Consider the following 15,675-nt stretch of genomic DNA (forward strand, 5'->3'; position numbering starts at 1 on the left):
CGGCTCCCGGAGTGTGCTGGTCCTGCTCCTTCCTGGTCTTCGTCGGGTCTGGCGGCCGGTCGTCAGGTGATGGCCGGGAGTGCGGTCAGCCGCTGCCAGCAGGTGGTGAACGAGGTTGCCCAGGGCCAGGTCCGCTCGATGCGCAGCCAGCGGCGGCGGGCGTGGTCGGCGAGTCGGGCGGGCAGGTGGTAGAGGCGGAAACGCATGGTGTCCGGCTCGGCGTCGGCCAGGTCTTCGATGTCGTGCAGAGCCAGGAGCCGCAGCCATGTGTCGAGATCGGCGGCGAGGTTCGCGGCGAGCGTCCAGCCGCGGTTGACCTCCCAGGAGGCGGAGGGCAGGTTGTCCAGTCCCATGGCCTTGTTGGTGCGCACTCGGTCTTCCACGCCGGCGTGGGAGCGGTGCAGCACGTCCAGGAGCTGGGCGTGGCCCGAGCCGGCGATGCCCCACATGTGACGGATGTTGGTCGCGGTGATGCAGTAGCGCCAGCCGGTCTTCTTCTCGAACGCGGTCAGCTTCTTCAGGTGCCGCCGGGTCGGACGCACCCGGCGCACGATCAGCCGCATGCCCTCGGGCCGGCCCTCACGGGTGTTCAGGCCGGTCAACTCGGCGACGAAGTAGCCTTCTTGGAGGCTGCCGTCCTGGTGCAGGGAGGTCTCCCAGGCGGCCTCGGGCAGGCGGGCGATGGCCTTCTCGTCGTCTTCGGTGATCTTCCGGCCGACGGTGTAGCGGACCGTGCGCCGCGTGGTGTTCAACGCTTCGAGGTGTTCCAGCAGTCCGTGGGTGGCCCCGGCCCCGTCCACCCGGACGAGGATCTTCGCGGCCGACGATCCGGGGATCTGCGCGAGGGCCTCGGTGAGAACGGCGATGTGGTCGGTCACCGTGTTCGCTCCGGAGTTCCCCGGCCGCAGGAGCATGGCCAGGGACTCGGTGGTGTTGGCACACCACGCGGCCAGCGGATGAAACCCGAACGTCTTTTTGAAGGTGACCGCTGCCCCGGCCTTCTTCGATGCGGCGGTGATGACGGTGGCGTCGAGGTCGATGACGATCCAGCCGGTCAGCCGCTTGCCCGCCACCGTCAGCCACGGGAAGCCGCCCGGCCGCAGATGCAGCAGACTCCACACCTGCCGGGGCACCTTCGCCCGCGCCTTTGCGATCTTCGCCAGGGTGGCCACGTCGAGCATGGCCAGCGTGCGCCGCGTGGTGGAGTCCGAGGCGGCAGGCCCGAACAACGGCCGGTGATGCAGTTGGAGTTGCTCGGCCTCCGATAGGTTCGCCGCCCCGAGCACGATCGCGATCGCGAGGTGCACCAGCACCCCGGCGCGGTCCCGCCAGCCGGCTGCGGTGCTGGACGGCAGTACCCCGGCCAACGCGTCCGTCAGCCCCGTGCGGTCCGCGCATCGGCGCAGCAGCACCGCCCCGGCATGCCCGATCAGTCTCTTCCCGTCAGCCACCACGGACAGCCGACGGTCCCACCCTGTACTCTCGACCACCAGAAAGGTGCCTTGCTCCCGCAGCGGATATGACCTAGACACTCACATCCTTGCAGGTCAACGGCACCTTTCTGCTATCGGGGCGTCAGATCACCCAATTCCGCTGAATACCCAGGGTTAATTTTCGGTAGCCCAACCATCTGAGTGCCGCCGTCCTCCCGGCTCGCTTGCCTTCCCTTGGTGGGAGCTGCAACCGCTCAAGGAGCCATGCCCGGCTGGTCGTTCGGAACCAGTGAGACTACTGCATCCGGAAGATACAGAGATGACAGGCGTACAGCGGCAGCGTGGTGTCCTGCGCTGCAATGTCGCCGACGATAGCCACCGGAACCCCAACGGTTTCGCAGCGGAAGCAAGCACCGCGATACCACTGGAACAAGTCCCAGACCTGTTGCGGTTTCATCGAGCGGCCGTCCTCTGGTTGGTCGTCGGGTTCTACCGCACGCCGGCCACGAGGGTCAGGTGCCATCGTTCACCCGCGCGCACATCACAGAGGCGGTTGTGTCCAACAACCTGTCGAACAGCGCCATGCGTGCTTGTTCGTCTTCCGACCCACGCTCGGCACGGCTCCCCGCAGGCAGTTGGAGGGGAACCGGCATCGTGTCGAAGGGCGACGGCATGAGCGGTAGCCCCAGCGGCAGTTCAGCCCAGACAATTTTCCCGCCGACGCGCGAACGGTGAATGTCCCACCGCTTCGCCAGGACGTCGACGAGCAGCAAGCCGCGTCCGCCTTCTGCTTCGGGGGCAGGGCTTCTGCGTACCGGGCTCTCGTCGGTGGCATCGAAAATCTCGATGAACAGGCTGGCCTCGATGGCACGGAGCTGCACTCCGACAACGCCGGTGGTCTTGGTGACGGCGTTCCTCGGCTGCGGCCTGGCTTCCGTTGCCAGCACGGCGTTGGTGACAAGTTCGCTCACGACGAGTGTCGCCGTGTCGATCTGCTCGCCCAGTTCCCAGCGGGTCAGCGTGTACCGCGTGTACATCCGGGCCACGGCAACGGCGGTTGGCTTTGCGACCAAACGGGCCGTCGCCACCAGCAGGGGGATGGGGTTCACGTCGTCGGCGTTCATGACGTGACGCCCCTCCGCTGGACGACAGCACCTTGGACAATCCACAACCGTGCGCCCAATTCGCCTTCAATGTGGTCTTTCATCGCGGCTTGCAGACCCGGCAGCCGGGCGAAGTGCCACAGCGACGGCACGATGACGTGCTTGACGTCGGCGTTCTTGAGGGCATCGACGAGTGCGAGGAAGACCGATTCATCGCTGACGCCGAGCTGTTCGATGAACAGCCGCTTCAACTCGTAGCCCTCGCGGCGGGCGTAGCGGCCCAACTCCACTTCGATTGCCGCGTTTTCATCTGGATCATCACTGGCGGCGAGTCGCATGTACCCGTACATGAGCGGTCGCATCCGTTCCTCCTGGGGGACTGGAGCGGTTGGCGAGCAGTGGCACGGGAAGTTCCATCTGCTCGCCAACCTGCCTGTCAGAGAAGCGGGTTGACCTGCAAAGACACCACAGCAAACGTGCGGCACTCTTGCCGCATTCATGCGGGATTCACCGTGCTGGCCTGCACGGATGTCACCTGCACGGTTATGGTGAAGGTTCGCCCCCGCACGGAGGGATGGGCGATGGCAGCGAAGCGGATGGGACTCGTCCGGCGGCGCAAAGCGGCTGGCCACACCCAAGAGAGCCTTGCCGAGTTCCTCGGGGTCGAGCGTTCGACGGTAGGTCGCTGGGAGTCAGCCGAGACGGAACCGCAAGCATGGTTGCGGCCAAAACTGGCGCGTGCGCTCAAGGTGTCGGCTGACGAACTTCAAGCCCTGCTTGACGACGTCACGATCACCGACCCGCGTCCCAGCGAGCGGATGACGTATGCCCTTGAGAATCCAGCGTCAGCCGACCTCATGGTGGTCGCCTACCTCCACGAGCAGCTTCGCAAGCTGGATGAGTCGTACGACCAAGAGGCGTCGACCGCGCTGCTTGGTCGCGCTGGTCAACTTCACGGCCAGGTGCGCTTCCTCCGCGAGAACGTCGCCAGCCCGCGCGTGCGCCGGGCACTGTACGAAGTCGAGGCCGACTCAAGCACGCTCATGGGGCAACTGGTTTGGGATGTTTCACAGCGCCGCGACCACCACGCTCCGGTCGGGTACTTCAAAGAAGCCGTCGACGCTGCTCGTCATGCCCGCGATCCTTCGACGGAGTCGTACGCCACGCTGCGGATGAGCTTCGTTGCGCTCTACGGCGAGAAAAACCCCGTGCGCGGTGTGACGCTCGCCGAGCAGGCAGCCGACGCCGCTCAAGCCGTCAGTCCGTCACTCACGGGATTGAGCCTGCTTCATGTCGCCGAGGGGCACGCCATGACCGGCGCGCTCACCGAGTGCGAAGCGGCGCTGAAGAAGGCCGACGCTCAGTTCGACCGCGTGCACCCCGATGATCTGACCGCACCCTTCTACACGGTGAACGAGTACAACCGGCTGGCTGGCTCGTGTTACCTGTTTCTCGATCTTCCTGAACGTGCCGAACCCATCCTCCGTACGACTTCACGAGCGCTGGCCAGCAAGAAGAAGTCTCAAGCCATCGCGCTGGGGAACCTGACCCTTGCGCTCATCCGACAGCGGAAGCTCGACGAGGCCGCCGCGACCATGCACCGCACGATTGACGCCGTGGAGCTGACGCGTGGCGGCGGCGGTCTTAACCTGGCGTTCTCTGCTGGGCGTGAGCTGCGGCAGTGGCGGACGGAACCTTGGGCGCAGGAGATCAACGATCGGCTGCTCGCCCTGATGTAGAACGGGTGGGACGTTGACGGACATCGACCAGGCCAAGCAGGAACTGCGCGAGAAGGTATGGCGTCGCCTCATCGACGGTGGCGGTGCACCCGCCGACTCGTACGGCAAGATTCCTGGGTTCTACGGTGCTGAAGGCACCGCGGAACAGTTGGCCCGCCAGGACTTTTGGCAGCAGGCCACCACCGTGAAGGCGAACCCTGATTGGGCGCAGTTGCCGGTACGTGTCCGCACCCTCAAGGACGGCAAGCTTCTCTACATGGCCGTGCCGCGCATGGCGTCGCTCGAACCCTTCTACTTGCTCGACCCTAAGAACCTCGGGCTTCCGCCGGAGGAGGCCGCCGAGAAGAAGGGCGCGGCTCAGGTAGCCCGCCGGCTTGCGCCAGAGTCGATGGAACCTATCGACGTGGTGGTGTGCGGCAGTGTCGCCGTGAACCGTTCGGGAGCACGCATCGGGAAGGGTGCCGGATACTCCGACCTTGAAGTGGCGCTTCTTATCGAAGCCGGCCTGGTGACCGAAAGCACGGTGATCGTCGCGCCGGTTCATGCCCTGCAAGTCGTCGAGGAAGACATCCCCGAGACCGAGCATGACTTCTCCGTGGACTACATCGTCACGCCCGACGAGGTGATCCCGTGCACCAACCGACGACGGCCACGCGGTTTGGTGTGGGATGACCTGACACCCGAGAAGATCGCGGCTATTCCGGTACTGGCAGCACGGGCCGGGCGGGGATAGCCGTAGCCGTCCCTGGGGGGTCACTAGACGGCTAGACTAGTCCTCGGGGCCACCCGCACACGACGCGTCGGGTAGCCCCGTGACCAGCCGAAACGCACGAAACGCATCCGTCAGTTTGGGTATAGTCCACAGCGCATTGAGCCCGCTCGGGTTGGGCAGTACCCACACCCGCGTCTCCCCGAACGTCCGCTCCTGCGGGCCCACCACCGCCCTGCGGTCCTCGAAGGCCGCCCGGTAGGTGGTCACCCCCACGACGGCCAGTCAACGCGGCCGCAGCCGTGCCACCTTGGCCGCCAGCAGCCGTCCTCCCTCGCGGTACTCCTCGGCGCTGAGCTCGTCCGCCCGCGCGGGTGGCCCGCGCCACCATGTGGGTGATGCCGAGCCGGAGACCGGGCAACTCCCCCTGCTCCGACGGGCTTCAACAGCCGGGGGGTGAACCCCGGCCGGTCACCACCAGCCAGAAGCGGTTGCCCGGACGGGCGAAGTGATGGCCGGTCGCCGCCGACGTCAGGCCCGGGTTGACGCCGCAGAACAGCACCCGCGGACCGTCCGCGACGGCGTCCGGCACGAGACGGTCGCGGGCGGCCTCCGGGTGCGCGGCGGTGAAGCGTGCCATGGCCGGCGGAGGATCAGAGGATCGCGCCGGGCGCGTACCCCGCGGCCTGCGGGCGCTGCTTCACAAGCTCCTCGATCCGGCCCACCACGAGCGCGACCTGGTCGGCGGCGGCGCCCGTGAACGACAGCTTGTCGGCCATCAGCTCGTCCAGCCGGGCGCGGTCGAGCGGGATGCGCGGGTCGGCGGCCAGCTTGTCCAGCAGTTCGTTGCGCTCGGCGCCCCGCTCGCGCATCGCCAGCGCCGACGCCACGGCGTTCTCCTTGATGGCCTCGTGCGCGACCTCGCGGCCGACACCCGCGCGCACCGCGCCCATCAGCACCTTGGTGGTGGCGAGGAACGGCAGGTAGCGGTCCAGCTCACGGGCCACGACCGCAGGGAAGGCGCCGAACTCGTCGAGCACCGTCAGGAACGTCTCCAGCAGGCCGTCCAGGGCGAAGAACGCGTCGGGCAGCGCGACCCGGCGCACCACCGAGCAGGACACGTCGCCCTCGTTCCACTGGTCGCCCGCCAGCTCACCGGTCATCGAGGCGTAGCCGCGCAGGACTACCATGAGGCCGTTCACGCGCTCGCAGGAGCGGGTGTTCATCTTGTGCGGCATCGCCGAGGAGCCGACCTGGCCCGGCTTGAAGCCCTCGGTCACCAGCTCGTGCCCGGCCATCAGCCGGATCGTCCTGGCCAGCGAGGACGGCGCCGCGGCGAGCTGCACCAGCGCGGTGACGACCTCGTAGTCGAGCGAGCGCGGGTAGACCTGGCCGACCGAGGTGAACGCCTGCGCGAAGCCGAGGTGGGCCGCGATCCGGTCCTCCAGGTCCGCCAGCTTCGCCGCGTCCCCGCCGAGCAGGTCCAGCATGTCCTGCGCGGTGCCGACCGGGCCCTTGATGCCGCGCAGCGGATAGCGGCCCAGCAGCTCCTCGACGCGCCCGTACGCCACGAGGAGTTCGTCCGCGCCGGTCGCGAACCGCTTGCCCAGGGTCGTGGCCTGCGCGGCGACGTTGTGGGAGCGGCCGGCCATGACCAGCTCGCCGTACTCGCCGGCCAGCCTGGCGAGGCGGGCCAGTACGGCGACCGTACGGTCCCGCATCAGCTCCAGGGAGAGCCGGATCTGGAGCTGCTCCACGTTCTCGGTGAGGTCGCGGGAGGTCATGCCCTTGTGCACGTGCTCGTGCCCGGCGAGGTCGTTGAACTCCTCGATCCGCGCCTTCACATCGTGCCGGGTGACCTTCTCGCGCTCGGCGATCGAGGCGAGGTCGACGGTGTCGAGGACCCGCTCGTAGTCGGCGATCGCCGCGTCGGGCACCTCGATCCCGAGGTCCTTCTGGGCCCGCAGCACGGCGAGCCAGAGCTGCCGCTCCAGCCTCACCTTCTGCTCGGGCGACCAGAGCGTGGCGAGCTCGGTCGAGGCGTAGCGTCCGGCGAGGACGTTCGGGATGCGGGGCTTGGCGGGCGCAGAAGTCACGTGTCCAGATTCTACTGGCGATTCGTGCAGGCCGGCGCCCCGGTCCGGTTCGGCGGAACCTACGAGACGCACGTCACCTGTCGCGGCCCGCGCCGTCCCCGCCGCCGGCTAGGTGCGCCGGGCCGTCCGGGCGCAGCGGCACGTGCGGCTCGTACGGGAGCAGGGCGGGCCGTTTGGGCGCCAGCCCGTCCCCCGAGGAGCGTCCCGTCAGCCGCCGCGCCATCCACGGCAGCAGGTGCCGGTGGGCGAAGCGGGCGTCGGCCACCCGGCGGTTCACCCACCCGGGCGGCAGCGTGGCGGGCATCGGGGTGCGCCACTCGGTGTCCTCGGCGGGGTGCCCGAGGGCCTGCCACACCGCTTCGGCGACCCTGCGGTGCCCCTCGGCCGTCAGATGCAGCCGGTCCACGTCCCACATGCGCGGATCGGCGAGCGAGGGCGCCCCGTACAGGTCGACGACCACGGCGCCGTGCCGCTCGGCCAGCTCGCCGACGCAGGCGAACAGCTCCTCCATGCGCGGCCTGAACCGGTGCAGGACGGGCCCCTGCCGGCCCGGACTGCGCATCAGCACCAGCCGCCGGCACGCCGGCGCCAGCCTCTCCACGGCCTCCTCCATCAGGCCGCGCACCCGCCCCATGTCGCACGCGGGCCGCAGGGTGTCGTTCAGCCCGCCGACGAGCGTGATGACGTCGGCGCCCATCGCGGCCGCGGCGTCGACCTGCTCGTCGACGATCTGCCCGATCAGCTTCCCGCGCACGGCGAGGTTGGCGTACCGGAAACCGGGGGTACGGGCCGCCATCCGGCCGGCGAGGAGGTCCGCCCAGCCCCGGTAGGAGCCGTCGGGCAGCAGGTCCGACATGCCCTCGGTGAACGAGTCGCCGACCGCGACCAGGCTGCTGTAGGTGGGGTTCGTCTGCATGGCGTCGCACATGGTAACCCGGGCTCCATACCCGCCGGTCGGTCGGGCCCGGGGCACCGGTGCGCGGCCGCTCAGGCCCGCTGGCCGAACAGCACCCGCAGGACGTCCTCCATGGTCACGAGCCCGGCCAGCCGCCCGTCGGCGCCCTGGACGGCCGCCAGATGGGTGCGGCTGCCGCGCATCGCCGTCAGGACGTCGTCCAGCGGCGTGGCCTCCCGCACCCGGGCGACGGGCCGGATCTCCGTCACCGGGAACGGCACGTCCCTCGGAGAGGCGTCCAGCGCGTCCTTCACATGCAGATAGCCCACGATGTGCCGGCCCTCGTCGACGACCGGGAAGCGCGAGAAACCGGACTCGGCGGACAGCCGCTCCAGCTCCTCCGGCGTCACGCCCACGCGCGTGTAGACGACGCCCTCCAGCGGCAGGACCACGTCCCGCACGGGCCGGCGCCCCAGTTCCAGGGCGTCGTTGAGGCGCTCCCGGGCCCGGTCGTCGATCAGCCCGGCCTCGCCGGAGTCGTGCACCAGCCGGGCCAGCTCGGCGTCCGAGAAGGTCGCCGTGACCTCGTCCTTGGTCTCGACCCGCAGCAGTTTCAGGAGCGTGTTCGCGAAGGCGTTGATCGTGAAGATCACCGGCCGCAGCGCGCGGGACAGGGTCACCAGCGGGGGGCCGAGGACCAGGGCGGTGCGCACCGGCTCGGCCAGCGCGATGTTCTTCGGCACCATCTCACCCAGCAGCATGTGCAGATACGTCGCGAGGGACAGCGCCAGCGCGAACGAGATCACGCTCCCGGCGCCGCTCGGCACGCCCGCCGCGTGGAACAGCGGCTCCAGCAGGTGCTCGATGGCCGGTTCCGCGACGACGCCCAGCACCAGGGTGCACAGCGTGATGCCGAGCTGCGCGGCCGCCATCAGCGCGGACACGTGCTGAAGGCCCCACAGCACGCTCTTGGCGCGCCGGTCGCCGGCTTCGGCGTGGGGTTCGATCTGCGAGCGGCGCACCGAGATCAGCGCGAACTCGGCGCCGACGAAGAAGGCGTTGACGACGAGCGTCAGAAAGGCGATGAACAGCTGGACGGCGGTCATCGTCCGTCCTCCTTCTCGTGGTCCAGGGTCCCGTCCTCGGCGGTGTCGTCCGTGCGCGCGTGCAGCAGCACCCGCGCGGCCCGGCGGCCCGTGGCGTCCACCACGTCGAGCCGCCAGCCGGCCACCTCGACCCGGTCGCCGACCTCCGGGATGCGCCCCAGCTCGGCCGCGACGAGGCCGGCCAGGGTCTCGTACGGCCCCTCCGGCGCCCGCAGGCCCACCCGGGCGAGCTGGTCCGTCCGGGCGGAGCCGTCGGCCGAGAACAGTGTGCGGCCCTCGTCGTCGCTGCCCGCGGGCGCGATGTCGGGCGTCTCGTGCGGGTCGTGCTCGTCGCGGACCTCGCCGACGACCTCCTCGACGATGTCCTCCAGCGTGGCCACGCCGGCCGTGCCGCCGTACTCGTCGATGACGACGGCCATGGTGCGCTTGCCGGACAGCCGGTCCAGCAGGCGGTCGACGGTGAGCGTCTCGGGCACCAGCAGCGGCTCGCGCATCAGCTCGGCCACCGAGACCCGGGGCCGGCGCTCGGCGGGCACCGCCAGGACGTCCTTGATGTGGGCGGTGCCCACCACCGAGTCCAGGCTGCCGCGGTACACGGGGAACCGGGAGAGGCCGGTGGCCCGGGTCGCGTTCGCCACGTCCTCGCAGGTCGCCTGGGCCTCCAGGGCGACGACCTGGACCCGCGGCGTCATGACGTTCTCCGCGGTCAGGTCGGCCAGGTTCAGGGTGCGCACGAACAGCTCGGCGGTGTCCGCCTCCAGCGCGCCCTCCCGGGCGGAGTGCCGGGCCAGGGCGGCCAGCTCCTGCGGCCCGCGCGCGGCGGCCAGTTCCTCGGTCGGCTCGAAGCCGAGGCGTCGCACGATGCGGTTCGCCGCGCTGTTCAGATGGCCGATGAGCGGCCGGAAGACGGCGCTGAACCAGCGCTGCGCGTTGCCCACCCGCTTGGCCACGGCCAGGGGCGCGGAGATCGCCCAGTTCTTGGGCACCAGCTCGCCGACGACCATCAGGAAGACGGTCGACATGGCCGTACCGATCACCAGCCCGACCGTGCTCGCCGCGGAGCCGGAGATGCCGAGCGACCGCAGCGGGCCCGCCAGCATCTTGGCGATCGAGGGCTCGGCGAGCATGCCGACGACCAGGTTGGTCACGGTGATGCCCAGCTGCGCGCCGGAGAGCTGGAACGTCAGATTGCGTACGGCCTTCATGGCACCGGAGGCGCCGCGCTCGCCGCGCTCCACCGCCCGCTCCAGCTCGCCGCGTTCGACGGTGGTGAGCGAGAACTCCGCGGCGACGAAGACACCGCAGGTGAACGACAGCAGGATCGCGAGCAGCAGGAGGAGCACTTCGGTCATCGGGTCACCTCCGTCCCATGGTCGGGCAGGGCGGGGAGGTTCGCGCGATGTCTTGGACTGGGAGGCTCGCCCATGGGCGGACGCTCACACCTTTCACTGGAGGACCGAAGTCGCGGGGTTTCGAAGTCACGGGAGTACCGAAGTGGTCGGTCAATCGTAAAGGATCGGCAAAGCGGTCAGTCGGTGAGGTATTTCACCCACCGCCGCCAGTGGTCCTCAGGCGTGTACCCCGCCGCGCGCCAGGCATGATGCGCGTCCGTGTTGCGTTCCAGCACCATCGCGTCGCCCCGGCGCCCGCCGAGCGCCGCGAACCGGGCCTCCGCGGCGGCCAGCAGCGCCGAGCCGACGCCCCGGCGCCGCCACCCCGGGTGCACGGCCAGCCGGTACAGATGGCAGCGCCAGCCGTCGAAGCCCGCGATCACCGTGCCGACCGCCTCCCCGTCCAGCTCCGCCAGCAGCAGCGCTCCGGGGTCGCGCGCGACCAGGCGCTCCACGCCGTCGCGGTCGTCCGTGATGCTGGTGCCCTCGGCGGACACCTTCCAGAAGGCCAGTACGGCGTCCAGATCGTCGGTGGTCGCGGGGCGTACGCGCAGCTCGTCCATGGCGCGATCCCACCACGGGGCGCCGCGGTGGATGCGGAATTCCGCGATGCGGACGGTACGGGGCGGTCGGCGGCCGTGCCGCGGTCGCCGGGCCGGGGCGACCGCGCGGCGGCCCGGGGGAGGGGTTCCGGGCGGGCCGCGGGGATCGGAGGCCGCGCGGGCGTCGCCCTGAGTACCGGATCAGTCCCCGGTGGGCGAACCCTCCGCGGGCGTCTCCCGCGGCGCGGACCAGGCGTCGTCGGCGGACGGCGCGCGGCTCCTGTCGAACCGTTCCATCCCTCAGGACGGCATCGGCGGCCGGCCGCTCCACGGTGTCGGCGATCCGCCCGTCGATCAGGAAGAGCACCAGGTCGGAGTGGGCGGCGGCGCCCGGGTCGTGGGCCGCCAAGGCGACGGTCCTGCCCGCCGCGCAGTGCACGAGGGGGGACTTGCCGGAGTCCGACGGTCCCATGACGGCCGTGAAGCGGCCCCGCGCGCTCTCCATGTCCACCGCGTCGAGTGCCAGGACGGCCGTCTCGCCCGCGCGGTACGCCTTGGTCAGTCCCCGGGCGGGGACCGCGATGGGGTCGGCGGCCCCGGGGCCGGGGTGGAGCGGGCAGATGCTGTCGACAAGGCCGCCTCCTCGCGGACGTCGGATCGCTCGAAACGGCCGAGCGTGGTGTGACGCACCGCACACCGCTTACCCCCCGGAGGTCCCGGACGGTTCTCCGTCCCAGGCCGGGCCCCGAGAAGGGCGGCGAGGGGCACGTGCCGAGTCGCCGTGCGCACCCCTTGCCGGTGCTAGCACTGTCGCGCTAGCGTCGGGGTATGGCGAAGACCCAGTTGAACGTGCGAGTGGACGAGGGCACGGCCCGCGCCGCCCGCGAACGCGCCGGAGCCCGGGGGATGAGCGTCAACCGCTACATCGAGGAACTGGTCAGACAGGACACCGGCGAGGTCGGCCACACCTTCGTCGAGGCCGCGGCCGACTTCATGAAGCAGTACGAGGCGGTGTTCGCCGAGGAGTTCGGCGGCGACCGCGAGGACACGAGCGAAGGTCGCCACTGATCCGTTGAGCCGGCTGAACATCGACCTCGCCTGGCTGCTCATGCTCGCCGAGAAGCGGACGCCGGGGGACCCCCGGGTCACCGACTGGGGAGCCCTCGTCGCCGCGGTCGCACGGCATGAGGCCGAGATATTCGACGTCCCCGTGTACGACACCCCGCACACCCGGGCCGCCGCCCTGCTCCAACTGCTGATCCACGTCCCCGCGCTGGAGCGCTCCAACGCCCTGTTCGCCTCCGCCGTCGCCTACGCCTGCCTCGTCGCCGGCGGCCTGAAGGTGGTCACCTCGCCGGAGCGGGTGCGCGACCTGGCACGGCTGGTGAAGTCGGGCGACGCGTCCGTGCAGGACATCGCCGGCGAACTGCGCCAGTGGACGCTGTGAGGAGCGGGCGGCGGCGGTGACGAGCGGTCAGCCGCCCGCGGCGGGCCGCCACGCCGTACCCAGCGAGCAGTACGACGACGGCAGCACGGGCCCGTTCTCGGGCATCATCACCCGCCGGTGGGGGCCGAGTTCGAAGCCGGCCGCCCGCAGTGCCCCGACCGGGTCGCGCGAGACATGGCAGCCGCCGCTGATCAGCGGCCACACCGTACGGTCGAGTGCGCGCTGGGTCAGCAGCATCGCGCGCCCGCCGCCCCGGCCGTGCTCGAAGTACCGTACGACGCCGCCGGGCCGCAGCACCCGGCGCACCTCGCCGAGGGCCCGCGGTACGTCCCGCACACTGCACAGGACGAGGGAGAGCACGACCGCGTCGAAGCGCTCGCTCTTGACGGGCAGTGCCTCCGCCGTGCCCGGCGCGACGTCCACCGGAACCGCCGCGCGCAGCGCCGAGTCGACCGCCAACTTCCGCAGCAGGCGCTCCGGTTCGACGGCGACGACCTCGGAGACGGTACGCGGGTAGTGCGCGAAGTTCAGGCCGTTGCCCGCGCCGATCTCGATCACCCGGCCGGACAGCCCGGCCAGCAGTCGTGCGCGCAGGTCGCCCATGCCCATCCGGGTCTCCGCGCTCACGCTCATCCGGGCGTAGCAGCGGGCGAACAGGGGATGGTGCACGGCGTCCGGCGACGCCTTGCCGGAGCCGGCGGACCGCAGGGCCATGGGAACCTCCCGGGCAGGTCGGGTCTCCCTCCGATTCTCCCCCGTACCGGCCCCGCCGCACCCCCGCCGTGGCGGGGGCGGGTGCGCCGCCCGGAGGTGCGACCCCGGGCGGGGCGGCGGCTCGCGGGGTGCCGGGCGGTGGACGGACGGTGGGTTCCCCTGAGCCGCCCGTTCCGGCCACCGGCCCCTGGAACGCGGGCCCGGTGGCCGGCCGGAAGCCCGCCCGCCGAAGGGCGCCGGCCCGTGCGGGGTCCGTCGGCGGAGCCGGCCGCGCCAGGTCCTTCTGCCGGGTCGGCCGCGAGGGACGCGCCTCCACCCGCCCGTACGTCCCCGGGCTCAGTGCCGCGCCGCGCGTTCCCGGAACCCGTCCGCGTCCCAGGTGCCGAACAGCCGCGGGGCCAGCCAGCCCGGCGCCGCCGTGCGGAAGTCGGCCGGTGCCAGCGCGCCCGCGCCCGCGGGCACCGCGCCCAGCAGCGGCGCCCCCGCCACCTCCGGCAGGTCCGCCACGTTGCAGCGCGAGGCCAGGTCCGGTGTGCCCGGCCAGCTGCCGATCACCAGGCCCAGCAGGTCGAGGTTCCGGCCGCGCAGTTCACGTGCCGTCAGTTCCGTGGTGTTCAGGGTGCCCAGACCCGCCGACGCCACCACCAGGACCGGCGCCGCCAGCAGCTCGGCGGCGTCCGCCAGCGTGCCGCCCGCCGCGTCGAAGCGGACCAGCAGCCCGCCCGCCCCCTCCACCAGCACCAGGTCGTGCCCGGCGGCCAGCTTCGCGGCGGCCTCGGCGATCTCGCGCGGGCGGACCGGGGCGCGTCCCGCTCGCAGTGCCGCCGTGGCCGGCGCCAACGGCTCCGGGTAGCGGGCGAGTTCGTCGACGGTGACCCCGCCCGCGAGCCGCGCGACCTCCTGCGCGTCCCCGGGCTCGTCCGGCCCTACACCGGTCTGCGCGGCCTTCAGCACCGCGACCGAGCGCCCGGCGCCCACCGCCGCCGCCGCGACGGCGGCGGTCGTGACCGTCTTGCCGACCTCGGTCCCCGTGCCCGTGACGACCAGTACCGCCATGTCAGCCCTCCCGCGCCGCCGCGCACACCGCGCGGGCGATCCGTGCGACGTCCGCGTCGCCCGTGACGTACGGCGGCATCGTGTAGACGAGGTCGCGGAACGGCCGCAGCCACACGCCCTCGCGCACCGCGGCCGCCGTCGCCGCCCGCATGTCCACCTCGTGGTCCAGCTGGACCACCCCGATCGCGCCCAGGACCCGCACGTCCTTGACCCCCGGGAGGTCCGCCGCGGGCGCGAGCCCCGTCCGCAGCCCCGTCTCGATCCGGCCGACCTCGGCCCGCCAGTCCTGGGCGAGCAGCAGTTCTATCGAGGCGCGGGCGACGGCGGCCGCCAGCGGATTGCCCATGAAGGTCGGCCCGTGCGCGAGCACCGGCACCTCCCCCCGCGAGATGCCGTCGGCCACCCGGGACGTGCACAGCGTCGCGGCCATCGTCAGATAGCCGCCGGTCAGCGCCTTGCCCACGCACATGACGTCCGGGGTGACGCCCGCGTGCTCCGCCGCGAACAGCGCGCCCGTGCGGCCGAACCCGGTGGCGATCTCGTCGAGGACCAGCAGCACGCCGTGCGCGTCGCACGCCTCCCGCAGCACCCGCAGATAGCCGGGGGAGTGGAACCGCATACCGCCCGCGCCCTGCACGACCGGTTCGACGACGACCGCGGCCAGTTCGCCGGCGTGCCGCTCGACCAGCGCGCGCAGGTGCTCCGCGTAGGACTCCTCGTACTGCGCGGGCGGCGGATCGGCGAACACCTGCCGCGGGAGCAGACCGCTCCACAGCTCGTGCATCCCGCCCTCGGGGTCGCACACGGACATCGGCTGCCAGGTGTCCCCGTGGTAGCCGCCGCGCCAGGTCAGCAGCCGCTGCTTGCCGGGCCGGCCCATCGAACGCCAGTACTGCAGGCACATCTTGACCGCGACCTCGACCGACACCGAACCGGAGTCGGCGAGGAAGACGTGCTCCAGCCCCTCGGGTGACATGTCGACAAGGAGCTTCGCCAGCCGTACGGCGGGCTCGTGCGTGAGTCCGCCGAACATGACATGGCTCATCCGCGCCAGCTGCTCGCGCGCCGCCTCGTTGAGCACCGGGTGGTTGTAGCCGTGGATGGCCGACCACCACGACGACATCCCGTCCACCAGCTCGCCCGCGCCGCCCGCGAGCCGCAGCCGCACGCCGCTCGCCGACTCCACGACGAGCGGCTCGATCCGGCCGGGCATCGGACCGTACGGGTGCCACACGTGCCGCCGGTCGAGCGCCAGCAGGTCGGCGACGGTCGGGTCAGGCATTGGGCGCGAGGTCCGTACCGGCGCCGCGGCGGCGCACGGCGACCAGGTCGGTGCGCGCCTCACCGGCGGGGGCCGGGGCCGACGCCGCCGCGCACACCCCCGTGCCCTCGTGCGTCCCGCACACCCCCGTGCCCGTGCCCTCGTGCGTCCCGCATCCCCCGC

The 15,675-nt window shown here is 71.4% G+C and carries 16 protein-coding genes and 3 pseudogenes; 4 read left to right on the forward strand and 15 right to left on the reverse strand.

Features of this window, described 5'->3' with window-relative positions:
* Positions 1-62: 62 nt before the first annotated feature.
* The 4 genes from SZN_RS16230 to SZN_RS16240 all read right to left on the reverse strand — a co-directional run bounded on the left by SZN_RS16230 (position 63) and on the right by SZN_RS16240 (position 2,898).
* Positions 63-1,532 carry an IS1380 family transposase gene (locus tag SZN_RS16230; RefSeq protein ID WP_341865582.1) on the reverse strand — a complete coding sequence of 490 codons (1,470 nt, stop codon included), beginning with the start codon at positions 1,530-1,532 and terminating at the stop codon, positions 63-65.
* Between the two features lie 196 nt (positions 1,533-1,728).
* Entirely contained in the window at positions 1,729-1,890 is a 162-nt protein-coding gene (locus tag SZN_RS41420; RefSeq protein ID WP_007496262.1) for a hypothetical protein, read from the reverse strand.
* A 55-nt stretch (positions 1,891-1,945) separates the two neighbouring features.
* Positions 1,946-2,557 carry an ATP-binding protein gene (locus tag SZN_RS16235; RefSeq protein WP_007496264.1) on the reverse strand — a complete coding sequence of 204 codons (612 nt, stop codon included), beginning with the start codon at positions 2,555-2,557 and terminating at the stop codon, positions 1,946-1,948.
* Positions 2,554-2,898, reverse strand: coding sequence for a recombinase family protein (locus tag SZN_RS16240; protein WP_007496266.1), 345 nt, complete (start codon positions 2,896-2,898; stop codon positions 2,554-2,556). Before SZN_RS16240 ends, SZN_RS16235 begins: the two co-directional genes overlap by 4 nt.
* 219 nt (positions 2,899-3,117) lie before the next feature.
* Between SZN_RS16240 and SZN_RS16245 the strand changes: the two genes are divergently transcribed.
* Positions 3,118-4,275 (forward strand): NsdA family TPR-like regulatory protein, encoded by a 1,158-nt coding sequence (locus SZN_RS16245; protein ID WP_007496268.1) that lies wholly within the window; start codon positions 3,118-3,120, stop codon positions 4,273-4,275.
* Between the two features lie 13 nt (positions 4,276-4,288).
* Positions 4,289-5,008, forward strand: coding sequence for a 5-formyltetrahydrofolate cyclo-ligase (locus tag SZN_RS16250; protein WP_007496270.1), 720 nt, complete (start codon positions 4,289-4,291; stop codon positions 5,006-5,008).
* 36 nt (positions 5,009-5,044) lie between these two features.
* Here SZN_RS16250 and mug read toward each other — a convergent pair.
* The 7 genes and pseudogenes from mug to SZN_RS43610 form a co-directional block, all read right to left on the reverse strand.
* A pseudogene (gene mug / locus SZN_RS16255) lies at positions 5,045-5,624 on the reverse strand (G/U mismatch-specific DNA glycosylase).
* 13 nt (positions 5,625-5,637) lie between these two features.
* On the reverse strand, positions 5,638-7,080 hold the full coding sequence (gene purB, locus SZN_RS16260; protein WP_007496272.1) for an adenylosuccinate lyase: 1,443 nt from the start codon (positions 7,078-7,080) through the stop codon (positions 5,638-5,640).
* Between the two features lie 73 nt (positions 7,081-7,153).
* Positions 7,154-7,996, reverse strand: coding sequence for an SGNH/GDSL hydrolase family protein (locus SZN_RS16265; RefSeq protein WP_050815074.1), 843 nt, complete (start codon positions 7,994-7,996; stop codon positions 7,154-7,156).
* A gap of 71 nt (positions 7,997-8,067) precedes the next feature.
* A complete protein-coding gene (locus tag SZN_RS16270; RefSeq protein WP_007496276.1) occupies positions 8,068-9,081 on the reverse strand; it encodes a hemolysin family protein in 1,014 nt (337 codons plus the stop codon).
* Positions 9,078-10,433 carry a hemolysin family protein gene (locus SZN_RS16275; protein WP_007496279.1) on the reverse strand — a complete coding sequence of 452 codons (1,356 nt, stop codon included), beginning with the start codon at positions 10,431-10,433 and terminating at the stop codon, positions 9,078-9,080. The genes SZN_RS16270 and SZN_RS16275 overlap by 4 nt, the downstream gene beginning before the upstream one ends.
* Before the next feature lie 176 nt (positions 10,434-10,609).
* Complete coding sequence (locus SZN_RS16280; protein WP_007496280.1) at positions 10,610-11,035, reverse strand: GNAT family N-acetyltransferase; 426 nt, start codon at positions 11,033-11,035, stop codon at positions 10,610-10,612.
* Positions 11,036-11,435: 400 nt separating this feature from the next.
* Positions 11,436-11,636, reverse strand: a pseudogene (locus SZN_RS43610) (ABC transporter ATP-binding protein); the annotation flags it as partial.
* 206 nt (positions 11,637-11,842) lie between these two features.
* On the opposite strand from SZN_RS43610, the gene SZN_RS16285 reads away from it, so the two are divergent.
* Together SZN_RS16285 and SZN_RS16290 are read left to right on the forward strand one after the other, a co-directional pair.
* On the forward strand, positions 11,843-12,082 hold the full coding sequence (locus SZN_RS16285; protein WP_043731044.1) for a hypothetical protein: 240 nt from the start codon (positions 11,843-11,845) through the stop codon (positions 12,080-12,082).
* A 4-nt stretch (positions 12,083-12,086) separates the two neighbouring features.
* Positions 12,087-12,461 (forward strand): hypothetical protein, encoded by a 375-nt coding sequence (locus tag SZN_RS16290; protein ID WP_007496284.1) that lies wholly within the window; start codon positions 12,087-12,089, stop codon positions 12,459-12,461.
* Positions 12,462-12,488: 27 nt separating this feature from the next.
* On the opposite strand, the gene SZN_RS16295 is transcribed toward SZN_RS16290, so the two are convergent.
* The 4 genes and pseudogenes from SZN_RS16295 to SZN_RS40050 all read right to left on the reverse strand — a co-directional run.
* Positions 12,489-13,175: a class I SAM-dependent methyltransferase gene (locus SZN_RS16295; protein WP_007496286.1), complete on the reverse strand. Its 687-nt coding sequence runs from the start codon at positions 13,173-13,175 to the stop codon at positions 12,489-12,491.
* 336 nt (positions 13,176-13,511) lie between these two features.
* Complete coding sequence (bioD, locus tag SZN_RS16300) at positions 13,512-14,231, reverse strand: dethiobiotin synthase (RefSeq protein WP_007496288.1); 720 nt, start codon at positions 14,229-14,231, stop codon at positions 13,512-13,514.
* A gap of 1 nt (position 14,232) precedes the next feature.
* Positions 14,233-15,513, reverse strand: coding sequence for an adenosylmethionine--8-amino-7-oxononanoate transaminase (locus SZN_RS16305; protein WP_007496289.1), 1,281 nt, complete (start codon positions 15,511-15,513; stop codon positions 14,233-14,235).
* Positions 15,506-15,675 (reverse strand): annotated as a pseudogene (locus SZN_RS40050) (biotin synthase BioB); the annotation flags it as partial. The pseudogene SZN_RS40050 and the gene SZN_RS16305, both read right to left, overlap by 8 nt.

Origin of the sequence: Streptomyces zinciresistens K42 (assembly GCF_000225525.1) — a bacterium.
GTDB lineage: Bacteria > Actinomycetota > Actinomycetes > Streptomycetales > Streptomycetaceae > Streptomyces > Streptomyces zinciresistens.

Bases quoted from the DNA above. Each gene is read 5' to 3' on its own strand.
- SZN_RS16280 (WP_007496280.1), bottom strand. From the start codon at position 11,035: ATGGACGAGCTGCGCGTACGCCCCGCGACCACCGACGATCTGGACGCC.
- SZN_RS16305 (WP_007496289.1), bottom strand. From the start codon at position 15,513: ATGCCTGACCCGACCGTCGCCGACCTGCTGGCGCTCGACCGGCGGCAC.
- SZN_RS16240 (WP_007496266.1), bottom strand. From the start codon at position 2,898: ATGCGACCGCTCATGTACGGGTACATGCGACTCGCCGCCAGTGATGAT.
- SZN_RS16275 (WP_007496279.1), bottom strand. From the start codon at position 10,433: ATGACCGAAGTGCTCCTCCTGCTGCTCGCGATCCTGCTGTCGTTCACC.
- SZN_RS41420 (WP_007496262.1), bottom strand. From the start codon at position 1,890: ATGAAACCGCAACAGGTCTGGGACTTGTTCCAGTGGTATCGCGGTGCT.
- SZN_RS16295 (WP_007496286.1), bottom strand. From the start codon at position 13,175: ATGGCCCTGCGGTCCGCCGGCTCCGGCAAGGCGTCGCCGGACGCCGTG.
- SZN_RS16285 (WP_043731044.1), top strand. From the start codon at position 11,843: ATGGCGAAGACCCAGTTGAACGTGCGAGTGGACGAGGGCACGGCCCGC.
- SZN_RS16265 (WP_050815074.1), bottom strand. From the start codon at position 7,996: ATGCAGACGAACCCCACCTACAGCAGCCTGGTCGCGGTCGGCGACTCG.
- SZN_RS16270 (WP_007496276.1), bottom strand. From the start codon at position 9,081: ATGACCGCCGTCCAGCTGTTCATCGCCTTTCTGACGCTCGTCGTCAAC.
- SZN_RS16245 (WP_007496268.1), top strand. From the start codon at position 3,118: ATGGCAGCGAAGCGGATGGGACTCGTCCGGCGGCGCAAAGCGGCTGGC.
- bioD (WP_007496288.1), bottom strand. From the start codon at position 14,231: ATGGCGGTACTGGTCGTCACGGGCACGGGGACCGAGGTCGGCAAGACG.
- SZN_RS16235 (WP_007496264.1), bottom strand. From the start codon at position 2,557: ATGAACGCCGACGACGTGAACCCCATCCCCCTGCTGGTGGCGACGGCC.